This is a genomic window from Shewanella sp. MMG014 (assembly GCF_018100775.1).
In the GTDB taxonomy this organism is placed as follows: Bacteria; Pseudomonadota; Gammaproteobacteria; order Enterobacterales; family Shewanellaceae; genus Shewanella; species Shewanella japonica.
On the sequence record NZ_JAGJDZ010000016.1, the window covers coordinates 49505 to 70988 of the forward strand.

Below are 21484 nucleotides of genomic sequence, written 5' to 3' on the forward strand. Positions count from 1 at the left end.
ATGAATACTTCCCAAGGCTATCATGCCATTTGTTGGGCAAATCGCACGCCAGCACATATATCATTCATTAACAGGGCGTTAAGTTGTCTATGCCTTTCTAGACTTTTGCACATGGAGTGGAATAATTTAAGATGGGGTATATAAAAAAGTACTTCTGGCTCTTTGGCCTTTTTCAGGTTTAGTTGTATCTCTATCAGTGACTTTAGTCATTGTGATTTGGGAGTTACTAGAAAATCCCGGAGGGATATTTCGCGTGGAAAATGGAATAAATTGGAGGTTTGTTTATGATACTGCTGAGAGCTGGTTTATTCCGACTTTCATTTATGTTGTATTTATAGCTTCAGCCACTCATTTGATCGTGACTCTTGTCAATTGGCTCAGAAAGGCTCGTAGTAAAAGCCATACTTAACAAGATACTACGGCATCAATAGTTAATTTAAGCTTTTGCGCTTACTACATCACACCATCCTTTACCATCGAATTTACTGTGATGATCCTCTTTCTTATTCAAACAATAATGGCTACTTTTGGGGCCCTGTATCTACTATTTTGGGGTCCCTGCATCTACTAATAGTTGATAGGTATCTTTAAATAACAGGATTTGATTGAATGCCTCACAATCGCATTAAATCCTATCTATTAAACATTTTCAGGGGGACAAGGCCAAAAAAGCCTAACTTAATAAAGTTAGGCTTTTGGAGGGGGAGTGTTCATATCGAGCAGTTACTCTTAACTAAACACTTTTAACTAGTCACGCTTTACTAATCATTCTTAATTAGTCTGAAAAGGTGCTCCAAATAGGCGCGTGATCTGATGGCTTTTCGATGCCACGTAAATCGTAATCCACATCAGATTCGGTTAAGCGTGGTAACAATGACTTGGTGACCATGACTACATCAATACGTAGACCGCGGTTATCGTCAAAGCCTTTACTGCGATAATCAAACCACGAGTAACGTTCAGTGCGCTCAGGGTGTAACTCTCGGAAGCTATCGACTAAGCCCCAGTCTTTTAAACGTTGCAGCCATTCACGTTCTTCTGGTTGGAAACTACATTTACCGGTTTTAAGCCAGCGTTTAGCGTTAACGTCACCAATACCGATATCTAAATCCACTGGTGAGATGTTGATATCACCAATAATGGCAATGTCTTCATCTGGGGTGTGGTTGTCAGCAAGGTGCTGCATTAAGTCTTGGTAGAACTTACGCTTAGCTGGGTATTTGGTTTCGTGACTGATGTTTTCACCTTGTGGGAAATAACCATTCATTACGGTAATAATGCGGCCATTAGCCTGTTTGAATTTACCCATTATCATTCGGCGCTGGGCATCTTCACCGTCATCTTTAAAGCCTTTAATGACTTCGATTGGCTCGGCCTTTGATAGCATAGCAACACCGTAATGGGCTTTACCGCCATGGTAATGTACGTGATAACCCATGGCTTCAACGTCAGCTACAGGAAACGCTTCATCATGTACTTTGGTTTCTTGCAAACCGATAACGTCTGGCTGGTGGCTATCAATTAGTGCTTGCAGTTGATGTAAGCGCGCACGAATACCATTGATGTTAAATGAGACAATTTTCATTACACAAGTACTCGCTTAAAAGGTTTAACAATAACGTTCGCATACACACCCGCTTCGATGTATGGGTCTTGGTCTGCCCATGCTTTTGCTGTTGCTAATGAGTCAAATTCTGCTACCACGAGCGACCCTGTAAATCCCGCTTCGGCTGGCTCTTCACTGTCAATTGCAGGATGTGGCCCAGCAACTAATAGACGGCCTTCGGCGGCTAATGCTTCTAACCTTGCAAGGTGAGCAGGGCGTGCACTCATGCGTTTTTCTAGACTGTTTTCTACATCTTGTGACGAAATCATGTACCACATAGATAGGTTCCTTGAATTATTTTATTTGTTCCGATTCATCGTGCTCCATGTGCTTGTATAAATACATCACAGTAACCACGGTATTGACTAATGTCAGGGCCGTTAAACCAAATACTTTAAAGTTTACCCAGGTTTCTAGGGGCAAGCTAAAGGCAATGTAGATGTTACCTAGACCACAAGCGACGAAAAATGCTACCCAGTACCAGGTTACATTTGCCCAAATTTTGTCGGGGCATTTCATTTCTTTGCCGAGCATACTTTTTAAAATAGGTTTGCCGATGAGCTGGCTAACTAATAACGCTATAGCAAAGAAGGCATAAACAATGGTGACTTTCCATTTGATAAAGGCGTCATCATGGAAAATTAACGTCAAGGTGCCAAAAAAGGTCACCATTGCAAAGGTGATTAGATGCATTTTTTCAACTTGCTTGTATAGGATATAGCTGACAATAAGTTGCACAGCTGTCGCAGCGATAAGTGCGCCTGTTGCTGTATAAATGTCATAAAATTTATAGATGGCAAAAAAGATGACCAACGGAAGAAAATCAAGCAATTGTTTCATATGATGCTAAGGCCTAAATAAGTCAATTTACAGACTAATATTGCTCCCCACTGATAGAACAGGGTTTTATATTAATCATAGTGAAAATAGTAAGCTCAGAGTCTAGCATGGCTGCTAGGTTGAGATGAAGGGCTTCAGGTCTGTGTTTGGCGGTTTTACCTTGATTGTGGGTTAATAAAAGTTCATAAACATCAAAACAAAATGCCACTCGGTTGAGTGGCATCTTTAGTCTTAATTTAAGCTTAACTTTTCCGCAGTAAAACCATTATTTATGACTTGTGTGTTGCCGCTTTCATATTGCGAGTAAATTCGCCGAGTTCACTTAATAAAGCTTTTTCATCATCTTTATTTCGCTCAATGATTTTGACAACCGCTGAGCCAGATATCGCACCAGCAGCGCCTGCATTAATGGCTTCGCTTACTTGTTGTGGTTCGGCGATACCAAAACCTAATAACGGAGGCGGCGCATCAAACTCGGCAAGCTTGGCAAGGATTTCATTAATTGGCTGACCTGCTTTTGACTCCGTACCTGTTACACCTGCACGTGACAACAAGTAGGTATAACCTTGGCCATGCTCACTCACCATTTTTAAGGTGTCGCTGTCCGCATTCGGCGGCGCAATGAAGATTGGGGCAACCCCATGTTTGTGTGCTGCTTCGCTAAATGGCGCAGATTCTTCAACTGGCACGTCGGCAATCAATACTGAATCGACGCCAGCTTGTTTTGCTTTTGCGTAGAATTCGTCGATACCATTAGCAAAGACTAAGTTGGCATATAACAGCAAACCAATCGGCATTTCTGGGTATAACTCTCGGACTTGCGAAAGAAGTGAGAAACAATCAGCAACCGTTGTGCCTGACTCTAGCGCACGTAAGTTAGCACCTTGAATAACAGGGCCATCTGCTAGTGGATCTGAAAATGGAAAGCCAAGTTCAAGGGCATCTGCGCCATTATCCACTAGGGTTTTAATGATCTTTAAAGATAGGCCAACACTTGGGTCGCCTAAGGTGACAAACGGTACAAATGCACCTTGTTGTTTTTGCGCTAATTGGTCAAAAGCGGCTTGATAACGAGTAGTCATAATAAGTCCTTATTTCGCCGCTTCAGCTGAGGCTTTTTGTTCTAAGATGTCAGAGACGGTAAAGATATCTTTATCGCCACGCCCTGATAAGTTAACCACCAAAATTGTTTCTTTAGTGGCTTCTTTTGCCATTTTTACTGCATAAGCAATGGCATGGGCAGATTCAAGCGCAGGAATAATCCCTTCTGAGCGAGCAAGCAATTGGAAGCACTCTAAGGCTTCATCATCGGTTGCTGATTCATATCGTGCGCGACCAGTGGCATTCAAATAAGCGTGCTGCGGCCCCACTGATGGAAAGTCCAAACCTGCAGAAACTGAGTATGATTCTTCAATTTGACCGTCAGTATCTTGCATCAGCGGCGCTTTCATACCAAAGAAAATACCGGTTTTACCGTGTTTTAATGGTGCACCATGTTGTGGGGTATCAATGCCTTTACCTGCGGGTTCGACACCGATTAACTCAACGTCGGTTTCTTCAATAAAGTCTGCAAACATACCAATAGCATTTGAGCCCCCACCAACACATGCAATAACGGCATCAGGTAAACGGCCTTCTTTTTCAATAATTTGCTTTTTGGTTTCTTCGCCAATCATGCGTTGAAATTCACGCACGATTGTCGGAAATGGATGCGGCCCAGCTGCAGTGCCAAGTAAGTAATGCGCTTTGTCATAACTTGCAGACCAGTCACGCATAGCTTCATTACACGCATCTTTAAGGGTTGCAGAACCAGATGTAACAGGGATCACTTCAGCGCCCATCAATTTCATTCTGAATACGTTTGGTGATTGACGCTCTACATCTTTAGCGCCCATGTAAACCTTACATTTAAGATCTAGCAGTGCACAGGCAAGTGCCGTTGCAACGCCGTGCTGTCCAGCGCCTGTTTCAGCAATGATTTCTTTTTTGCCCATACGCTTAGCCAGCAATGCTTGACCTAACACTTGGTTAGTTTTGTGCGCGCCACCATGGAGTAAATCTTCACGTTTTAGATAGATTTTAACCATAGGGTTAGGGCTTAAGTTACGGGTTAAGGTTAATGCGGTAGGGCGACCGGCATAGTTTTTCAGTAACTCAGTAAATTCTTTTTGAAACTCAGGATCTTCTTGGGCGTCAACAAATGCGGTTTCTAGCTGCTTTAACGCTGGAACTAATATTTGCGGGACATACATGCCGCCATATTCGCCAAAATAAGGGTCAAGCTTAAGCTTTGTCATTGGGTCTTCCTTATCAAATTTAGGTGAAATATCCATATTGGCTATTTCGTAATATTGTTAACTGTTTGATGCCAGGGCTACTTCTGAGCCATGGTGATTAATTTTTTCTGATAGCGGCAAATGCCATTGCAATTTTTTGCGCATCTTTAATGCCTGGTGCTGACTCAACACCAGAGTTGAGATCTAATCCGTAAAAACCTTGCTGGTTAGCATCAAATGCGTTTTCAGGTGTTAGCCCACCTGCAAGCATGCTGTTTTCTCGTTCTGAAGAAGTCATAGCAGAAGTGTCGAGTAACGATTGCCAGTTAAAGGTTTCGCCAGTGCCGCCAAATCCAGTGATATTTTTGCTATCGAATAAGTAACGATCGCCCCCTTGTGGTTTGTCGCCAAGGGTATTGGTTTCACTGTCTACACTCACTGCTTTCCAAATTTGACAGTCCAGTTGCGCATTGTTCAGTAACTGTTTCAGCTCGTTGATTTCAGTGGTCGACTCGTTACCGTGTAACTGCACCACTGATAATCCTACCGCCTTTACTGTAGCCACAATGTCTGAATTAGCTGCGTTAACAAAGACACCGACAAAATGTAATCCGACTTGTGCTTGCTGACTTTGTTTAACTAACTCTGCAGCTTGCTCAACATTGACACTGCGTGGCGATGCTGGGTGGAAAATTAAGCCACCGAATACAGCACCTGAATTTGCTACCGCTTTGATGTCTTCGATACGCGTTAAGCCGCAAACTTTGTTATGGCCAAAAATGAGCTGTCGACAGGCAAGGTCAATATTGTCTTGCGCCATGATAGAGCTGCCAACAAGGTAACCGTCTACCAATGGATTGAGTCGTTTCACTTGTTGGTTGGTATAGATACCAGACTCGCTAATAATGACTCTATCGTTAGGTATTTGTGGTGCTAAAGCTTCAGTGGTGGCTAAATCGGTACTTAAATCACGTAAGTTACGGTTGTTAATACCTACAATACGCGCATTAAGATCAATGGCACGTTCAAGTTCTGCTTGGTTACTGACTTCGGTTAAGGCATCTAAATTGTATTTATCCGCTTCTGCAGACAGTAATTTGTATTGCTCATCATCAAGGACAGACAGCATCAACAAGACAGCATCGGCGCCTTGATGGGCTGCCAGTTTGATTTGATATGGGTCGACAAAGAAGTCTTTACACAAGATAGGTTGAGAGACTCGAGCCCGCACAAGTGGAATGTAATCAATATCGCCTTGGAAGAACTGCTCGTCAGTTAACACTGAAATCCCAGCGGCGTAATTACCATAAATATCAGCGATGGTTTCGACATCAAAATCTGGGCGAATAAGCCCTTTTGAAGGACTGGCTTTTTTGCATTCAAAAATGTATCCCGCATTAGGGGCTTTAAGAGCGTCAAATAGACTACGGTCTGATATTTTAGGTTGCAGAGTCGCTTCTGGGTAACGTTGCTTTAATGAAGCAATATGCGCGACTTTAGTATCAACAATTTTGGTTAATACATTGGATTCTTTCGCTGTGCGATTAACAACTTCAGGCATGATTAAGATTCCTCTTGCTGGCTTGCTTCAGCAAGTTGCGTTAATACGGCGTAAGCTTTGCCGCTATTGATGGTTTCAAGGGCAAGTTGAGTCCCTTGCTGCACAGAGTCGCACACACCACTGACATACAAGGCACAACCTGCATTGATGGCAACGGCATCTCGATGGGCTGGTTGACCTTCACCTTTTAATATCGCTTGTGTAATCAGCGCATTATCACTTGGCTCTCCGCCTTCTAGTGCCGATATCGGTGCAGGTTCTACGCCTAAATCGTGTGGGTTAAGTTTGTAAAAACGAATTTGCCCATCATTAAGCTCTGCAACTTGGGTTTCGCCATGTAAGGCGACCTCATCCAGTCCGCTGCCATAAACCACCATGGCACGTTTAACACCGAGTGCATTAAGCACGTTCACGATCGGAGCAATTAATTTAGGTGAGTATACGCCCAGCAGCATTGACTCTGGCTTGGCTGGATTGATTAATGGGCCAAGAATATTAAAGATAGTACGGGTTTTTAGAGCTTGTCTTACTGGTACAGCATGACGTACGCCTGCATGATAGTGTGGCGCGAATAAAAAACATAGGCCGAAGTCTTCGATACATTGACTAGCGGCTTCTGGTGTCATGGTTAAGCCGATGCCGCAATGTGACAACACATCCGATGCGCCAGATTTACTGGATACGCCACGATTACCATGCTTAGCGACTTTGGCGCCAGCTGCAGCTGCGACGAAAGAGGCCGTTGTTGAGATATTAATGGTGTTATGACCGTCACCACCCGTACCAACAATATCAACCACCCCAGTAGCGAGCGACTTCGCGCTACGAGGAAATGGTTTAGCAGCTTGACGAAGGGCATCTGCAGCGCCTGTAATTTCTTCAATCGTTTCGCCGCGCATTTTAAGGGCAACAAGCATACCAGCCATGGCAACAGGATCCATTTCACCTTCGACAATAGCACTGAATAATTGTGCACTTTGTTCACGGGTAAGGGCGTTACCTTGATAAAGAGAGTCTAATAGTGGTTGAAGCTGAGACATTATAAGGCTCCTTTAGGGCTATTGTTGCTTTCAATTGCATGGGTGAGGTAAGTCAGGGTTTGCGTCAGTAGCGTACTGCCAAGCGTGGTTAAAATTGATTCAGGATGAAACTGAAAACCAACCGCTTTATCTTGTGGGTGAATCACAGCCATTGGCATATCTTCAGTGGTCGCAATGACAGACAAACAATCGGGGACTTGGGTAGCGACTAGGCTGTGGTAACGAGCCACTGGCAGTGGAGAAGGCAAGTTTGCAAATACACCTTCGCCATTATGAATTGTAGGGCTGGCTTTACCGTGAACGACAAATGGCGCACGTTCAACTTTACCGCCGTAATATTCGACCATTGCTTGATGCCCTAAACAAATGCCTAACATAGGCACTTTGCCAGCAACTTTTGCAATTAACTCCATCATGCAGCCAGCTTCATGTGGTGCGCCAGGGCCAGGTGATAATACTAATGCTGCTTGTCCTTGCTCTGCTATCAGTTTTTCAGCTAAATAATCGGCACTGACATCATTACGGTAAATAAGTACTTCAAATCCTAAGCTACGAAATTGATCCACTAAGTTGTAGGTGAATGAGTCAAAGTTATCTAATAGATACAGCTTCATATTGCTAATGCTCATATTATTCGTGTTCATCTTATTAGCGTTTGCTTGTTGAGTGCTCATAGCCCACCGCCCATTTTTATCGCTGAAATCACGGCTTGTGCTTTTTGGCGGGTTTCGTCAGCTTCGGCTTGTGGGTCAGAATCAAATACCACACCAGCACCAGCTTGAATAAAGGCCACATCATTTTTAACGAAAGCAGAGCGAATGACGATACAGGTATCCATATCACCTAGGCCGTTAATGTATCCTACAGCGCCACCATAACTGCCGCGGCGAACTTGCTCTGCTTCTCGCACAAGTTGGGATGCACGCACTTTAGGGGCGCCCACTAAGGTGCCCATGTTCATACAAGCTTGATAAGCATGCAGAGCATCTAAATCTTCTCGTAATTGCCCAGTCACACGGCTAACTAAATGCATAACATGTGAGTATCGATCGACTTTAAGCAACTCTGCCACTTTGCGACTGCCACTTTGGCTGATCCGTGCAATGTCGTTTCGGGCTAAATCAACCAACATTAAATGCTCTGAGAGCTCTTTTTTATCAAGACGCAACTCAAGTTCAATACGACTGTCTAGATCATAGTCAATTTGTCCATCGACAGTTTTACCGCGCTTACGGGTACCTGCTATAGGATAAACTTCAACTTGATTACTGGCTGCATCATATTTAAGTGCGCTTTCAGGCGAAGCGCCAAATAAAGTGAAATCAGGTCCACGGAAATAAAACATATATGGACTAGGGTTGGTTAAACGCAGCGCTCGGTATGCCCCTAAAGTATTCGGGCAAGGTAAACTAAAGCTTCTTGAGGGAACAACTTGAAATATATCGCCTGCAACAATGTGCTCTTTTAAATCCACAACCGTTTGCTTGAAAGTATCGTCACTGATATTGACGCGAGTTTCAGCGTCGATGGCAACTAATGGTTGAACGGGGGCAAGCGTTTGGCACTGCTGTTTAACGTCAATTGCCCGCTGAGAAAGAGTTTTAGCGAATTGAGTATCAGTTGAAAATTGGTGAGTAATGATTTCTGCATCTTGTTGCTGATGATCAACCAATATCAAGGTTTCTGCGAGATAAAATAAGTAATCAGGACAATCGTTATCAGCATTGGGGACTTCAGGCAAAGGTTCAACGGTATCGATTAAATCGTAAGCTAAGACTCCGCCTAAAAATAAATCTTCAAAAGCATCTTTTTTGTCGGTCTGAATGTGTTGAATAAACATTCTTAACCCATCAAGCGGCGAGGTAGACTTTAATCGTGCGTCTTCATCCTGTCGCTCTTGAGCCTTGGCAAGATGTACGGTGAGTACCTTGTCTTGCTGTTGCTGCTCACTTGATTTGAAAAAGGCACTGATAGGAGAAAGTAAGCTAGCACCATTATCGGTTAACGCGGTGAATGTAAGCTTATAGCCGTCACATCTCACCATCATCGCGGCGTGAGTGAGCACGATACTTTTTAAGTGATCTTTACTGTCGATTTCAGCCGACTCAAGCAACATGGTGTGCGGCGCATTGGCAGTAACATGTTGATAAAGACTAAGCGGATCAGCATGATATGCTAACGATTGTTTTTGTGTGACGACATGGGCAAACTGATGTTCCATAATGCTTATTGCGCCTCTCTCTGATATTGATTCTTCATACTCGATACTCTTTTTAAAGCAATTTCGTGCTTGGTTTGCGTTAGTTTTATTTCAGAGTGCAAGCCGTAAATAGCAAGAAAGCCCACATCTCTGCGGGCTTTCTAGTAAAATCTTGTGTTATTTAAATAACCACAACGCTTCACACCACCCGTTAATTTGGGAAGTGCCACCACCAATTGATGTTACGTGCGTTAAAGTTGGTCATGTAAATTAATTCTCTTGAATGTAGTCGTTATCTAAAAAAGTTAGCAAAATGCGTTTGGCTAACGTATGCCTTATAGAAGACCTTAGCTGGCGTTTAATGTCAATTGAATATTTCTCAAATTTAGCTTTTTTTTATTCATTGAGGTCAAAGGGCCATCAATTTGCTGAATATGTAGCAAATAATCACGATAGGGTTAAGCTTTTCAACAAAGATTAAAGTACAATAACGTTATGATAACAGACACACTCTTGGCCGATCTTCATAGCCATACGACCGCATCTGACGGCGTACTTACTCCTTCTGAACTCGTTGAACGTGCCATCGAAAAGGGCGTTCAAATGCTCGCCATCACAGATCACGATACTGTGGCAGGACTTGCTGAAGCGCATCAATTCAACCAACAACATGAAACACCACTACAATTAATTGATGGTGTTGAAATTTCTACTCGATGGAACAACTTCGATATTCATATTGTTGGCTTAAATATGGATAAAGAAAACTCAATTTTACTGGATTTTTTAACTCGTCAACGTGAATTACGTGAAGAACGAGCCCAAGAAATTGGTAACCGTTTAGCCAAAGCCGGAATTGAAGGTGCTTATGAAGGTGCTAAAAAGTTTGCCGCAGGCGCAGCTATTAGTCGCGGCCATTATGCTCGTTGGTTAGCAGAAAACGGCTATGCTAAAGATATGCCGAGTGTTTTTAAGCGCTATTTAGCGCGAGGTAAAACAGGTTATGTCCCCAATAACTGGGCTGACATGGCCAATGCGATTGACATTATTCATCAAACTGGTGGCGTAGCGGTATTGGCACACCCCAGTGGTTACAAGCTTTCAGCTAAGTGGTTAAAGCGCTTAGTACGAGAGTATAAAGAGGCTGGTGGCGATGCGATGGAAGTGGTATTAGGCCAACAGAGCATTGATGATCGCGCTAACTTAGTCGCTTTAAGTCATTTGAACAACCTAGCGGGTTCAATTGGCAGTGATTTTCATTTCCCAAGCAATTGGATTGAGTTAGGCAAAAATTTATTCCAACCTGCTGGTGTGCAGTGGGTGTGGCAAACAGAATCTTGGACGGAGCGAACATGAGCCAATTTTTTTATATACATGACGAAAACCCGCAAGCAAGATTAATTAGCCAAGCGGTGAACATTTTAAAGCAAGGTGGGGTAATTGTTTACCCGACAGATTCAGGTTATGCACTGGGTTGTATGATTGGCGAAAAAGATGCCATGACCCGTATGGTGCGTATTCGTAAAATTGAAAATGATAATAACTTCTCACTAATGTGCCGAGATTTATCTGAATTGGCTAATTTTGCTCGTGTGGACAATCAAGCTTACCGATTACTGAAAAGCTGCACTCCAGGGCCATATACCTTTATCTTCAAAGCGAGTAAGGAAGTGCCGCGCCGTTTACAGTGCGATAAAAAGAAAACCATTGGTATTCGTGTGCCAAATAACTTAATTGCCTTGGCTTTATTAGAGGCGCTTGAAGCACCAATTATGTCGACCAGTTTGGTGATGCCTGATGAAGAGTTTGCAGAGTCAGATCCTGAACATATCCGAGATATATTAGAACACAGCGTAGACGCCATTATTCATGGTGGTTATTTAGCTGAAAACCAAACCACCGTGATTGATATGTCAGAAGGTGACATTGATATTATCCGTGAAGGTGCAGGTGATACGAGTTTATTTGAGTAAGTCTTTGTTGCATGTGTTGATAGATGCCTGCGCTTGACGCTTGGTGTAATGCCACCGACAAGTGTTAGATTTTAGCCACAAGATTAATGGATAGTTGTTTCAACCCTTGCCAATAGTGCGTATAATCGCGCGTTTGGTAATTTCTAGCTTCAACAATATGCGCTAGTAGTAAGAGTCGCAGCGGCAAGTTTACTTTTAAATCGCTTAGCTGTTTTTATGTAACTCGCTGAAACTTATTACATTGAGAATATTAATAAAGGAATTGTTCAATGCAGGGGATACAAAAAAGTTTACCTCTTGCGATTGTACGCGGCGAAGCAATAGATGCAATGCCGACCGATTTGTTTATTCCGCCAGAAGCACTGGAAGTGTTTTTGGAGACCTTTGAAGGTCCTCTCGATTTATTATTGTACTTAATTCGCAAGCAAAAACTGGATGTTGTTGACCTGCCAATTGAAAAAATTACGACTCAATATTTAGTTTATATTGATATTTTGACTGAAGCACGCATAGAGCTCGCTGCTGATTATTTAGTTATGGCAGCAACCTTGGCAGAAATTAAGTCTCGACTCCTGTTACCTAAAGTCGCGACCGCAGAGGAAGATGAAGAAGATCCTCGCGTGGTACTTATCCGCCAACTTAAAGCTTATGAAGTGATAAAGCAGGCAGCTGCTGACTTAGACGGTTTGCCGCGATTGGAACGAGATGTGTTTTTAGCACAAGCTAAAACAGCACCGAATATCAAGCCAGTCATCATGCCGCCAGAAGTATCGCTAGTTGACATTGCTCAAGCGTTTTCGGAAGTGTTAAAACGCATTGATGCGAACGAACATCATCATGTTAAGCGTGAAGCGTTATCGACACGCGAGAGAATGAGCCAAATATTAGCTAAACTTTCAACAGAACATTTTGTGCCATTTACTGATTTATTTGATGTCAGTGAAGGAAAGGCTGGTGTGGTAGTGAGTTTTTTAGCGTTAATGGAATTAGTCAAAGAGTTGTTGGTTGATTTAGTGCAAAACGAACCGTTAGCACCGATTTACGTTAAAGCGTTTTAACAACCAAGTGTTGATATGAGAAAGGACATCATGCAAATAAATGACATTCAATTAAAGCAATTAATCGAAGCCAGTTTGTTTGTGATGGGTAAACCGTTAAGTATTAAAGCGATTAAAGAAACCGTTTTAGTCAAATTTGATGTATCACGAGTCAGAATTAAAAGCTGTCTTGATGAGTTACAGCAAGATTATCAAGAGCGTGGGGTACAACTGGTTGAAGTTGCCAGTGGTTATCGCTTTCAAACCCAAGAGTTGTTGAGTGAATTCTTACAACCTTTGTGGCAAGAAAAATCCCCTAAATACTCACGTGCGACGTTAGAAACCCTAGCGGTGATTGCTTATAAGCAGCCAGTAACGCGCGGTGATATTGAACATGTAAGAGGTGTGGCCGTCAGCAGCCACATAATAAAGAGTTTAGCTGATAGACATTGGGTAAAAACCGTTGGTCATAAAGAAGTGCCAGGGCGACCTGCATTATATGCAACCACGACAGAGTTTTTATCTTATTTTGGCTTAAAAACCTTAGCAGACTTACCGTCGCTAACGGATGATGAGTCATTGCAGGCGTTGTTTGAAAAGGTTTCATTAGCGCCACAACAAACAGAAGAGTCGAACTAGATGAGCGAAAAATTGCAGAAAGTCTTGGCCCGTGCAGGCCATGGCTCCCGTCGTGAGATGGAGGCATGGATTGCTGCAGGCCGTATTAGTGTAGACGGAGAAATTGCCAGTTTAGGTGATCGCGTTGAAGCAGATGCTAAAATACGCATTGATGGCCGTGCCATCGTTATCAAAACTGAAGATGATATTATTTGTCGCGTGTTGGCTTACCATAAGCCAGAAGGCGAGATTTGTAGTCGAAAAGATCCAGAAGGTAGACCAACCGTCTTTGATCGTTTACCTAAAATACGTGATTCACGTTGGGTTGCGGTAGGGCGTTTGGATATCAATACCTCAGGTCTATTATTATTCACATCTGATGGTGAATTAGCTAACCGTCTAATGCACCCTTCAAATGAAGTCGACCGTGAATATGCAGTGCGTACCTTTGGCGATGTGCCAGAAGCCGCTGTGCAGCGTCTTCGTAAAGGGGTGACTCTTGAAGATGGGCCAGCAAACTTTGACAGTATCAAACCTGCTGGTGGTGAAGGACTCAATAAATGGTGGCATGTGACTCTTAAAGAGGGGCGCAACCGTGAAGTCCGTCGTTTATGGGAATCTCAAGAGGTTCAGGTAAGCCGACTTATTCGTGTTCGTTATGGCATGGTTGAGTTACCAAAAGCCTTACCACGTGGTGGTTGGACAGAGCTGGATATGGAACAGGTTAACTACTTACGCCAGCTTGCGGGATTAGAGCCAGAAACACGTACTTTATTAGGTACTGATAAGCACAGTGTTGCACGTGCTAAAGTTAAAGGCGCGAAAATTCGCCGAGCAGTACGAAAGCACAAAACAACTGCCGCGCGTCCTAAATCGACTCGTCAACGTAGTTAAGCATCATTATTCAACGTGATACAAGTCAACTAAACTCACGAATCAGAAAGGTCACCTAAGGTGGCCTTTTTTATTACTTCATTGCATGTCATTGTGAATACTAAATAGGGTTACTCAGATTTACTTGCCGCTTTCTTGAAACTGAGCATATCGCTAACTATAGTTTATTTGATGTTTTTTTAATCAGTTACATAAGTTTACTGTTGAAGGAGTATTAAATGAAAAAGTTACTTGTTGTAGCACTTGCTGGTTTATTGTTTAGCTGCGCATCTGCACCGTCATGGAAAGGTATGTCCGAGCGAGAAATTGCTGATTGGAAAGCGATTGGCTTTGATGCTGCTAAAGCTCAAACTTGGAGTAAGAGTGGTTTTAATGCTGAACAATCTCAGCAGTGGAGCAAAGCAAGTTTTGATGTTGAGTCTGCATCTGAGTGGTCAAAAGAGAAGTTTAATCCTGAAGAAGCACAAACATGGAAGCAAGCAGGCTTTAAACTGGATGATGCAATTGATGATCGTGCTAAAGGATTAACGCCCGTTAAAATGGAGAAGTAGCGCTATTTTTCGACGTTTAATCGCAAATTGCTGCTCAAATAGCCAAATGAACGATTTATTTCAATTTCTACTTTACACACGTGAGGGAGATAGCTATTATCTCGCTCGTTCGGAGAGATGGCAGAGTGGTCGAATGCACCGGTCTTGAAAACCGGCATGGGTTTGTAGCCCATCTAGGGTTCAAATCCCTATCTCTCCGCCATATTTAGAAAAGCCCGCTATTTTGTAGCGGGCTTTTTGCTTTCTAGAATTTGAGTGAGTTTGATTAGAGAGTTAAAAGGTTTGTAGCGCATCAATGTAGGGTTTAAATCCCTATCTCTCCGCCATATTTAGAAAAGCCCGTTACTGCAAAGTGACGGGCTTTTTGCTCTCTGTATTTTGAAATGTTGGCAATGGGTTTGTAGCGTAATCAATGTAGGGTTCAAATTCCTATCTCTTAGCCATATTTAGAGAAGCCCGCTATTTTGTAGCGGGCTTTTTGCTTTCTAGAATTTGAGTGAGTTTGCTTATAGAGTTAACAGGTTTGTAGCGCATGAAAGTAGGGTTTAAATCCTTAATCTCTCCGCCATATTTAGAAAAGCCCGTTACTGCAAAGTGACGGGCTTTTTGCTCTCTGTATTTTGAAATGTTGGCAATGGGTTTGTAGCGTAATCAATGTAGGGTTCAAATTCCTATCTCTTAGCCATATTTAGAGAAGCCCGCTATTTTGTAGCGGGCTTTTTGCTTTCTAGAATTTGAGTGAGTTTGATTAGAGAGTTTAAAGGGTATGTAGCGCATCAATGTAGGGTTTAAATCCTTATCTCTCAACCATATTTAGAAAGCCCGTTACTGCAAAGTGACGGGCTTTTTGCTTTCTAGAATTTGAGTGAGTTTGATTAGAGAGTTTAAAGGGTTTGTAGCGCATCAATGTAGGGTTCAAATCCCTATCTCTCCGCCATATTTAGAAAAGCCCGCTATTTTGTAGCGGGCTTTTTGCTTTCTAGAATTTGAGTGAGTTTGATTAGAGAGTTAACAGGTTTGTAGCTCGTCAATGTGGGGATATAACTCGTTTATGCCACATTGTGAGTAAAAGTCTGATTTCGTTAACTTTTGGCTCATAACCTATCGACTTAGCAAAAATTAATTAAAATATGATTGAAAGAGCAACGCCAATTAAAATAGCCCATCTCATTTTAATTCGGGGATAAAGTAACACTGAAGCTAGATGCCGCCGTATTTTACTATGACATTATTCCAGGTTTTAAGTCATTTATCTGTCCATTGGGCTGACTATACCTGTTTGGTTGATACCCGCCGCATGGGTATAAAGCTGAGTTGTTTTAAGATCCTTATGTCCAAGCTGCTCTTGTACGGTTCTTATATCTGTTCCGTGTTGCAGTAATTGAGTTGCGAACGAATGCCTGAAAGTATGTGCTGTGACTCGTTTAGCTACTTGTGCCTGTATTGTTGCAATTCTTAATGCACGGCCAAATGCAGACGGATGAATATGATGACGGCAAATATAGCCATCAATAGGGTGAACACAGAGGCGGGAAGCTGGGAATATATACTGCCAGTGAAACTGTTTAATGCTTTGCTGATACTTTCTAAACAATGAGGGTGGCAATGAAGTGAAGCCTAAACCAGCTTTAATATCGTTATGATGTATTTCTTTAACTTTTTCAATTTGCTCCTTAAGACTATCAACAGCGCAGTCTGGTAACAAGCAGACACGATCCTTTTGCCCCTTGCCTCTAAAAACAAAAATTGTACGGTGAGTGAAATCAATATCTTTCACTCTTAAACTGAGTGCTTCATTAAGCCTAAGTCCACTCCCGTATAGGATGCTTGCTATCATTTTGTACTGACCATTCATTAGATTAATGATGAGCTTGGCTTGTTGAGCATCTAATACTTGAGGGATACGGCTAGGGGCTTTCGCATAAGGAAAATTGAGGTTATCAGTATTAACTTCAAGAACATGCTTAAATACGAACACAAGTGCACACAATGCTTGTTTTTGTGTACTAGCACTAACCCCACGTTGGTTACTTAAATAGTACAGGAAGGACTCAATATGAGAAGGCGCTAATTCGCGTGCATTTTTGATTTGGGTATATCGGATGAAATAGCGCGCCCAGTAGAGATAAGATTTCTCGGTTTGCAAACTATAATGGCGAACTCTAATTTGTTCTCTGATAGCTTCAATAAAAGTTGGCTTCTTCATAGGAATCGCTTAATTATAGCTGTATGTATATACAGTTATAATTCTTTTTTGAAAAATTGCGAGTAAAGTGAGCAAAAAATGATAGTTCTTTGCTCGATAAAATTCTAAGATATTGTTAAGTTATTGAAATAATGATACTTAGCAAAAGATTGTAGAGACCTCTACATTAAGACGCTCAATTTTGCCCTATTGATATAGAATAAATTAATAGGAACTATATATTATTATTCATAATAAACAGTCGGTTGGCTTAGTATCCTTGCTACTAAGTTTAATTTGAACAGGAACATTATCGAGCAGCTATATAATAAGCTGTTATATTGCTAAATAGACTCAGTCTACTTTCAGCTCTGGAGAATAAATGAAAAAAGGATTTTCGGATATATTTGAAACTGACTCTGTACTTAAGACTCTCGTTTTATGTGTGTTAACTATAGGCTCTTATTTAATTTATAAGCTCTATCGTTTTACAAACCAAATCAATCAACACACCGAACTTAAAATATCCAACTTATTTATTACAACAACCATTATTTTATTCACTATTTCATTAGGTAGTATAATTTATGGTTTAGCTAATTATCATGATCTTACTATTCTAAAAAGCTCAATTGGTATCCACGCTATATCCAGTGTTTTCGATGTAACTTGGATCGTTATGGTGCGGCATCGTATTAATTTAATAGCAGGCTCTAAAAAAGGTGACAAGCTCTGGTTAAACCCGTTTATTACATCAATTTTCCATGTTATTTATATGCAACATAAAATAAACCAAGGCTTGGCTAAGAGCGCAATATAACAAGCCAATCAAGCTGGACTGCTAACGCATGGCTCGGTTTCGCTTCGCTACACATTTTAGCCATGCAATATCAGCCCCTTATTGGGGCGTTATACGAATAGGCATGAATCTAATTAAAATCTTAAAATGGAGCTCAATCACTTTCCTTATTCTGGTAGCGTTGCTTTACCTGAATAGCTCTATTTATAGTTTTTGGGTTTCTAGTTTTCCTGAGAAAAATACTTTAGGCTGGGCTGAGCGTGGAATTCGTCACTTTATCTGGGCTATAAGTGCATTGATAGTAGCTTTTATTTTAATTAAAAAATTACAATTAAAGGTTAAACGCTATCTTATAGCGATTGCTGTTATTTTATTATTGGCACCTGAGTTACATGAATTCATGTATTCTGACCAATGCCTTGATTCAGGTGGAAGCTGGGATTACAGTAAATACTTGTGTGAGAAGTAAATTCGTATAACAAGTCGTTTAAAAGGACAAAAAACAGTTGGCTTTTGCTCCTTCGTCGCTTATTTTAGCCAACAGTTTTTTGCCTCTTAACGAGGCGTTATATAGCCAAAGAGGTTTATGAGAAATCTGCTAATTGGATTAACTACTATTCTGGCTTGGGTTCCATCAACATTGTTGGTGTTCCTCGCATTTTTCGCTTTAATTGGCGCAGTTGGTAATATTCTTGATTTGCCTATTATTTTTAGCCTTAAGTGGATTGTAACTTCAGTATTTGGGATTTTGGGTTACATTGCTCTAACTTCTGTAAGTTGGGGTTTAAAGCTTAAACATAAAACTCGGTTGGCATTTCTCATCTTCGGTTTGTTAGCTCTGGCATTTACTTATTGGTCGGGTGTTAACTTTGACGGTGAAATGTTTAAACTTGGTAGTAGTTGGTTTGAGTTCTATTTGTTTTTATGCCCAGCTATATTTTTAATTATTCATATAGTTTTACACCTGGTTTGGGTGCATAAGGCTATATAACAAGCTAATAAATAAGGACAAAAAACTGTTGGCTGTTTTCGTTCCTCAACATTTTAGCCAACAATTTTTTGCCCATTATTAGGGCGTTAGTTGCCTATGAAGAATTTTCTGAGTTTCGCCTTAATAATAGTGCTAAGTCATAATTGCTTTGCTCAAGGAAGTAGCATGAAAATTGAAGAGTTAATAAAAAACGATAATTACGCATTACCACTTTGGGAAAAGCGGGGGCTAATGCCATCACCTGTTGCTGTGATTAAACAACTTGAAAGCGTCACTGGTAGCTTTCTTAAAAACCTGAAAGTGGTTAACGAAAACTCTGAACTAGATAAATCATCCAAATTAGAAAAGGTACAAAAACTTGTGGACCAATTGCCTTGGGATGATTTTGATACAGAGGAGAAAGAGTTCTTAGCTGATGTAATTGCGCCAGCTATAGAATCCATGGGTTACAATCCATGGACAATAATTTAAGTCGGCAACTAACAAGTTACTCAAAAGGACACAAAACGCTTGGCTTGTGCTCCTTCGTCGCTAATTTTAGCCAAGCATTTTACGCCCATTAGTAAGGCGTTATGTTTACTTAAGGATTTGAGTTGTGAAATTGATTGGGAGTAAAACTGAAGCGGAGTTTCGAGAAAGCTTAACTGTTTCACATATTCAGCATTTTTCACCTGAATCAAATTCTAGTCTTAAATCATATCTTCGTTCTCAAAATATTCCCGTTGAAAATGCGTATATTCTCAATGAGATTCCAGAAGAATCTACCGATTTCTATTCAATTCTAATTAGCGGCTCTACGGTAATTACAGTCGAAATTGATAAATGTAGTACGCAAAACTGTAGCATCGAAAGCAATATAGATCTAAAGCATTACTTAGTTGGTTTAAGTAAAATAGAGCAAATAAAACTACATGTTGCCAAAGAGTTAAGTGGTATGCAAACATAACAAGGCAATCAAGCAGGAAAATTTACAGCTGGCTGTTTTCACTGAGTTCAACATTTTAACCAGCTATAAATTTCCTCTTATTGAGGCGTTATATTTTTGGAGGATATGTGGATACTAGAGAGCTTTACAAATATCAAACAACGTATCTCGATATATTGAATGATTTTTTCGTAAAATTGGTTGGTAAATGTGCAACATCCTTCCGATCGTTTGACTCTGTTCATCAAGACATGAAGCAAAATGTGCACACTATGGCTAGTGGTGACAATTACTTTGCAGATCTTGAGGCTAACTTACGAGCGTTGTACTCTCAGCATGGTTCAGCAGCATTTCAGTTCGCTCAAGAATTAAATGCTTGTAAATTGGTTCTCGGGGGAAGTTCTCGTTTCTACGAAACTCAACTCAATGCAACCAAAAGGTCAATATTATTTTCCGATACGGTTCTTATCCCTGATCCAGTATTACCATACTTTGAGCGAGATAGAGGTGAAGAAAAATTCATATACATTAATATCGTAAAAGCCATTTTTTACGTTCTTCAAATGAAAGAACTCAATAAGAATAGCTTTGATTTATTACCATTTTTTATTTTTCCTAGCTGGGAAAAATCGCTAGAAGAACACGATACGCATACCCAAGAACAAATTAGTCAGTTGGTTGTCGATGTTTTTAATCATTATGTGGATTCTGGTATACAAAGTGGTGAAGATATTTTTGAATATTCTCAAAAATATGAACAAGACTTCTATGACAAAATCGAAAAGAGTCAACTCTTTGTTGCTCCTGGTCGTAACCCTGGAGATCGTGTTCCTATAGCAATGGGGCATTATCGAACAGAGATGCTTAAAAGTAGGAGCTCACAGTGGTGTGATGAGCATTTAAGGATGCCACAGCAAGCTATTATTGTTAATGCTATCTGTGAGCGAATTGCTCCACAATTCCACTTGTTTGAGAACTCAGATGAACTTAAGAGTAATCCATTGCTATGTATTGATAGCCAAGCTCATTATTATAAACTTGTTTGTTCGATGAAGAATAGCCAAATATCTAAATTGGCAGCATTTGATGGGCAGACATCAGGGATAGTTCATGCCTTAAATAACAGCCGTTTAGACTTTTTATCAAATATCGAATTTAGTCAAATGGTTGCAATTAGACAGTCTAACGAAAATGTAGATTTTCGGAAGCAACTGAGAGAGCTCGTTGGTACATTGCCATCCACTAAACTTGATGATCTAGAATATGTCTCTGGCGAAGTTTGCTCATATATTGAGTCGTTAATCTCTAAACATCATAAAGAGATCGAGACAATTAAAGCAAAATATCAGGCTAAACATAAACAAACCGCCTTTATAGGGAGCGCTAGCTTAACTGTTGCAATGTTCCCCGTGCTTGCTCCTTTTGTCACTGGTGTTGGGTTAATGGCTACTGGTGGAAAGTATATCAATGACAAAATTGAAGAGAAAAATGAGTTGAAACAGGCTTCACATTCATTAATGGGAGTAATGTCTTTGGCTAAGTCGCAATAAAAATATAACAAAGCATTTAAGAGTGATTCGCAACGCTTGGCAGTTTCGCTTCGCTCAAGTATAGCCAAGCGCCGCTCACACCTTAATGCGGCGTTAGCTTACTAAATACATATATATGAAATGTTCGACTTTATTTGAAAATATAAAAAAGTATTGGCCTAATGAGCTTGTGATTGACGAAAACAATCCAGATCAATTAAATCAATTGTATTGGAGTGTTGAGGAAAAAATCGATCACGAAAAAGAGCATTGGCTTAGCGTTTCTGCATGGGCATTTCATCAAGCTATAGATGGATTTATAGATTCAGAAATCGCAAGTGGTAAAAGTGTTATACAAATTTCACAGATGCCAATGCAACTATTTAATAAACAGGTTCTTTTCAATTTAGACGATGATGATTGGAAAGAAGAACGTTCAGAGTATGAGCAGTCGTAAGC

The 21484-nt window shown here is 40.9% G+C and carries 23 protein-coding genes and 1 tRNA gene; 14 read left to right on the forward strand and 10 right to left on the reverse strand.

Annotation, left to right across the window (positions count from 1 at the left end; genetic code table 11):
- Positions 1-775 precede the first annotated feature (775 nt).
- The 9 genes from xthA to J8L86_RS19925 form a co-directional block, all read right to left on the reverse strand.
- Positions 776-1585: an exodeoxyribonuclease III gene (xthA, locus tag J8L86_RS19885; protein WP_065110630.1), complete on the reverse strand. Its 810-nt coding sequence runs from the start codon at positions 1583-1585 to the stop codon at positions 776-778.
- Entirely contained in the window at positions 1585-1884 is a 300-nt protein-coding gene (locus J8L86_RS19890; protein WP_055026445.1) for a YciI family protein, read from the reverse strand. Before J8L86_RS19890 ends, xthA begins: the two co-directional genes overlap by 1 nt.
- Positions 1885-1900: 16 nt before the next feature.
- Positions 1901-2446: a septation protein A gene (locus J8L86_RS19895; RefSeq protein ID WP_055026446.1), complete on the reverse strand. Its 546-nt coding sequence runs from the start codon at positions 2444-2446 to the stop codon at positions 1901-1903.
- 269 nt (positions 2447-2715) lie between these two features.
- Positions 2716-3528, reverse strand: a complete 813-nt coding sequence (gene trpA, locus J8L86_RS19900) for a tryptophan synthase subunit alpha (protein WP_055026448.1) — start codon at positions 3526-3528, stop codon at positions 2716-2718.
- A gap of 9 nt (positions 3529-3537) precedes the next feature.
- Complete coding sequence (gene trpB, locus J8L86_RS19905; RefSeq protein WP_055026449.1) at positions 3538-4743, reverse strand: tryptophan synthase subunit beta; 1206 nt, start codon at positions 4741-4743, stop codon at positions 3538-3540.
- 97 nt (positions 4744-4840) lie between these two features.
- Complete coding sequence (gene trpCF / locus J8L86_RS19910; protein WP_211031351.1) at positions 4841-6283, reverse strand: bifunctional indole-3-glycerol-phosphate synthase TrpC/phosphoribosylanthranilate isomerase TrpF; 1443 nt, start codon at positions 6281-6283, stop codon at positions 4841-4843.
- Between the two features lie 2 nt (positions 6284-6285).
- Positions 6286-7323: an anthranilate phosphoribosyltransferase gene (gene trpD, locus J8L86_RS19915; protein ID WP_065110627.1), complete on the reverse strand. Its 1038-nt coding sequence runs from the start codon at positions 7321-7323 to the stop codon at positions 6286-6288.
- Positions 7323-7937: an aminodeoxychorismate/anthranilate synthase component II gene (locus J8L86_RS19920; protein ID WP_080917485.1), complete on the reverse strand. Its 615-nt coding sequence runs from the start codon at positions 7935-7937 to the stop codon at positions 7323-7325. Before J8L86_RS19920 ends, trpD begins: the two co-directional genes overlap by 1 nt.
- 56 nt (positions 7938-7993) lie before the next feature.
- The gene (locus J8L86_RS19925; protein ID WP_211031352.1) at positions 7994-9544 is read right to left on the reverse strand and encodes an anthranilate synthase component 1; all 1551 of its coding nucleotides are present in this window, start codon (positions 9542-9544) and stop codon (positions 7994-7996) included.
- A 474-nt stretch (positions 9545-10018) separates the two neighbouring features.
- Here J8L86_RS19925 and J8L86_RS19930 point away from each other — a divergent pair, with 474 nt between their 5' ends.
- The 7 genes from J8L86_RS19930 to J8L86_RS19960 all read left to right on the forward strand — a co-directional run bounded on the left by J8L86_RS19930 (position 10019) and on the right by J8L86_RS19960 (position 14798).
- On the forward strand, positions 10019-10879 hold the full coding sequence (locus J8L86_RS19930) for a PHP domain-containing protein (protein ID WP_065110625.1): 861 nt from the start codon (positions 10019-10021) through the stop codon (positions 10877-10879).
- Positions 10876-11496: an L-threonylcarbamoyladenylate synthase gene (locus J8L86_RS19935; RefSeq protein ID WP_055026454.1), complete on the forward strand. Its 621-nt coding sequence runs from the start codon at positions 10876-10878 to the stop codon at positions 11494-11496. Before J8L86_RS19930 ends, J8L86_RS19935 begins: the two co-directional genes overlap by 4 nt.
- A gap of 269 nt (positions 11497-11765) precedes the next feature.
- Positions 11766-12554, forward strand: coding sequence for a ScpA family protein (locus J8L86_RS19940; RefSeq protein WP_065110624.1), 789 nt, complete (start codon positions 11766-11768; stop codon positions 12552-12554).
- 30 nt (positions 12555-12584) lie between these two features.
- On the forward strand, positions 12585-13172 hold the full coding sequence (scpB, locus tag J8L86_RS19945; RefSeq protein WP_055026456.1) for an SMC-Scp complex subunit ScpB: 588 nt from the start codon (positions 12585-12587) through the stop codon (positions 13170-13172).
- Positions 13173-14045 carry a 23S rRNA pseudouridine(2605) synthase RluB gene (gene rluB, locus J8L86_RS19950; RefSeq protein ID WP_055026457.1) on the forward strand — a complete coding sequence of 291 codons (873 nt, stop codon included), beginning with the start codon at positions 13173-13175 and terminating at the stop codon, positions 14043-14045. It abuts the gene before it with no gap.
- Positions 14046-14263: 218 nt separating this feature from the next.
- The gene (locus tag J8L86_RS19955) at positions 14264-14596 is read left to right on the forward strand and encodes a hypothetical protein (RefSeq protein WP_055026458.1); all 333 of its coding nucleotides are present in this window, start codon (positions 14264-14266) and stop codon (positions 14594-14596) included.
- Positions 14597-14707: 111 nt separating this feature from the next.
- Positions 14708-14798 (forward strand) — tRNA-Ser (locus tag J8L86_RS19960).
- Positions 14799-15845: 1047 nt separating this feature from the next.
- Here J8L86_RS19960 and J8L86_RS19965 read toward each other — a convergent pair.
- Positions 15846-16802: an integron integrase gene (locus tag J8L86_RS19965; RefSeq protein WP_211031353.1), complete on the reverse strand. Its 957-nt coding sequence runs from the start codon at positions 16800-16802 to the stop codon at positions 15846-15848.
- A 361-nt stretch (positions 16803-17163) separates the two neighbouring features.
- Here J8L86_RS19965 and J8L86_RS19970 point away from each other — a divergent pair, with 361 nt between their 5' ends.
- From J8L86_RS19970 to J8L86_RS20000, 7 genes are all read left to right on the forward strand, one after another.
- Positions 17164-17601: a hypothetical protein gene (locus J8L86_RS19970; protein WP_211031354.1), complete on the forward strand. Its 438-nt coding sequence runs from the start codon at positions 17164-17166 to the stop codon at positions 17599-17601.
- A 103-nt stretch (positions 17602-17704) separates the two neighbouring features.
- Entirely contained in the window at positions 17705-18049 is a 345-nt protein-coding gene (locus J8L86_RS19975) for a hypothetical protein (protein WP_211031355.1), read from the forward strand.
- A 117-nt stretch (positions 18050-18166) separates the two neighbouring features.
- Entirely contained in the window at positions 18167-18571 is a 405-nt protein-coding gene (locus J8L86_RS19980; RefSeq protein ID WP_211031356.1) for a hypothetical protein, read from the forward strand.
- Positions 18572-18736: 165 nt separating this feature from the next.
- Positions 18737-19042 (forward strand): hypothetical protein, encoded by a 306-nt coding sequence (locus J8L86_RS19985; protein ID WP_211031357.1) that lies wholly within the window; start codon positions 18737-18739, stop codon positions 19040-19042.
- A gap of 124 nt (positions 19043-19166) precedes the next feature.
- Entirely contained in the window at positions 19167-19517 is a 351-nt protein-coding gene (locus tag J8L86_RS19990) for a hypothetical protein (RefSeq protein WP_211031358.1), read from the forward strand.
- A gap of 107 nt (positions 19518-19624) precedes the next feature.
- Positions 19625-21046, forward strand: a complete 1422-nt coding sequence (locus J8L86_RS19995; protein ID WP_211031359.1) for a hypothetical protein — start codon at positions 19625-19627, stop codon at positions 21044-21046.
- Between the two features lie 115 nt (positions 21047-21161).
- A complete protein-coding gene (locus J8L86_RS20000; protein ID WP_211031360.1) occupies positions 21162-21482 on the forward strand; it encodes a hypothetical protein in 321 nt (106 codons plus the stop codon).
- The last annotated feature ends 2 nt before the right edge of the window (positions 21483-21484 follow it).

What these genes read in the sequence shown, in the direction of transcription:
- J8L86_RS20000 (WP_211031360.1), top strand. Translation starts at nt 21,162, where the DNA reads ATGAAATGTTCGACTTTATTTGAAAATATAAAAAAGTATTGGCCTAAT.
- J8L86_RS19925 (WP_211031352.1), bottom strand. Translation starts at nt 9,544, where the DNA reads ATGGAACATCAGTTTGCCCATGTCGTCACACAAAAACAATCGTTAGCA.
- J8L86_RS19895 (WP_055026446.1), bottom strand. Translation starts at nt 2,446, where the DNA reads ATGAAACAATTGCTTGATTTTCTTCCGTTGGTCATCTTTTTTGCCATC.
- trpA (WP_055026448.1), bottom strand. Translation starts at nt 3,528, where the DNA reads ATGACTACTCGTTATCAAGCCGCTTTTGACCAATTAGCGCAAAAACAA.
- trpD (WP_065110627.1), bottom strand. Translation starts at nt 7,323, where the DNA reads ATGTCTCAGCTTCAACCACTATTAGACTCTCTTTATCAAGGTAACGCC.
- J8L86_RS19985 (WP_211031357.1), top strand. Translation starts at nt 18,737, where the DNA reads ATGAAAATTGAAGAGTTAATAAAAAACGATAATTACGCATTACCACTT.
- J8L86_RS19920 (WP_080917485.1), bottom strand. Translation starts at nt 7,937, where the DNA reads ATGAAGCTGTATCTATTAGATAACTTTGACTCATTCACCTACAACTTA.
- J8L86_RS19980 (WP_211031356.1), top strand. Translation starts at nt 18,167, where the DNA reads ATGAGAAATCTGCTAATTGGATTAACTACTATTCTGGCTTGGGTTCCA.
- J8L86_RS19890 (WP_055026445.1), bottom strand. Translation starts at nt 1,884, where the DNA reads ATGTGGTACATGATTTCGTCACAAGATGTAGAAAACAGTCTAGAAAAA.
- trpCF (WP_211031351.1), bottom strand. Translation starts at nt 6,283, where the DNA reads ATGCCTGAAGTTGTTAATCGCACAGCGAAAGAATCCAATGTATTAACC.
- xthA (WP_065110630.1), bottom strand. Translation starts at nt 1,585, where the DNA reads ATGAAAATTGTCTCATTTAACATCAATGGTATTCGTGCGCGCTTACAT.
- J8L86_RS19970 (WP_211031354.1), top strand. Translation starts at nt 17,164, where the DNA reads ATGAAAAAAGGATTTTCGGATATATTTGAAACTGACTCTGTACTTAAG.
- J8L86_RS19930 (WP_065110625.1), top strand. Translation starts at nt 10,019, where the DNA reads ATGATAACAGACACACTCTTGGCCGATCTTCATAGCCATACGACCGCA.
- J8L86_RS19955 (WP_055026458.1), top strand. Translation starts at nt 14,264, where the DNA reads ATGAAAAAGTTACTTGTTGTAGCACTTGCTGGTTTATTGTTTAGCTGC.
- rluB (WP_055026457.1), top strand. Translation starts at nt 13,173, where the DNA reads ATGAGCGAAAAATTGCAGAAAGTCTTGGCCCGTGCAGGCCATGGCTCC.
- trpB (WP_055026449.1), bottom strand. Translation starts at nt 4,743, where the DNA reads ATGACAAAGCTTAAGCTTGACCCTTATTTTGGCGAATATGGCGGCATG.
- J8L86_RS19975 (WP_211031355.1), top strand. Translation starts at nt 17,705, where the DNA reads ATGAATCTAATTAAAATCTTAAAATGGAGCTCAATCACTTTCCTTATT.
- scpB (WP_055026456.1), top strand. Translation starts at nt 12,585, where the DNA reads ATGCAAATAAATGACATTCAATTAAAGCAATTAATCGAAGCCAGTTTG.
- J8L86_RS19935 (WP_055026454.1), top strand. Translation starts at nt 10,876, where the DNA reads ATGAGCCAATTTTTTTATATACATGACGAAAACCCGCAAGCAAGATTA.
- J8L86_RS19965 (WP_211031353.1), bottom strand. Translation starts at nt 16,802, where the DNA reads ATGAAGAAGCCAACTTTTATTGAAGCTATCAGAGAACAAATTAGAGTT.
- J8L86_RS19940 (WP_065110624.1), top strand. Translation starts at nt 11,766, where the DNA reads ATGCAGGGGATACAAAAAAGTTTACCTCTTGCGATTGTACGCGGCGAA.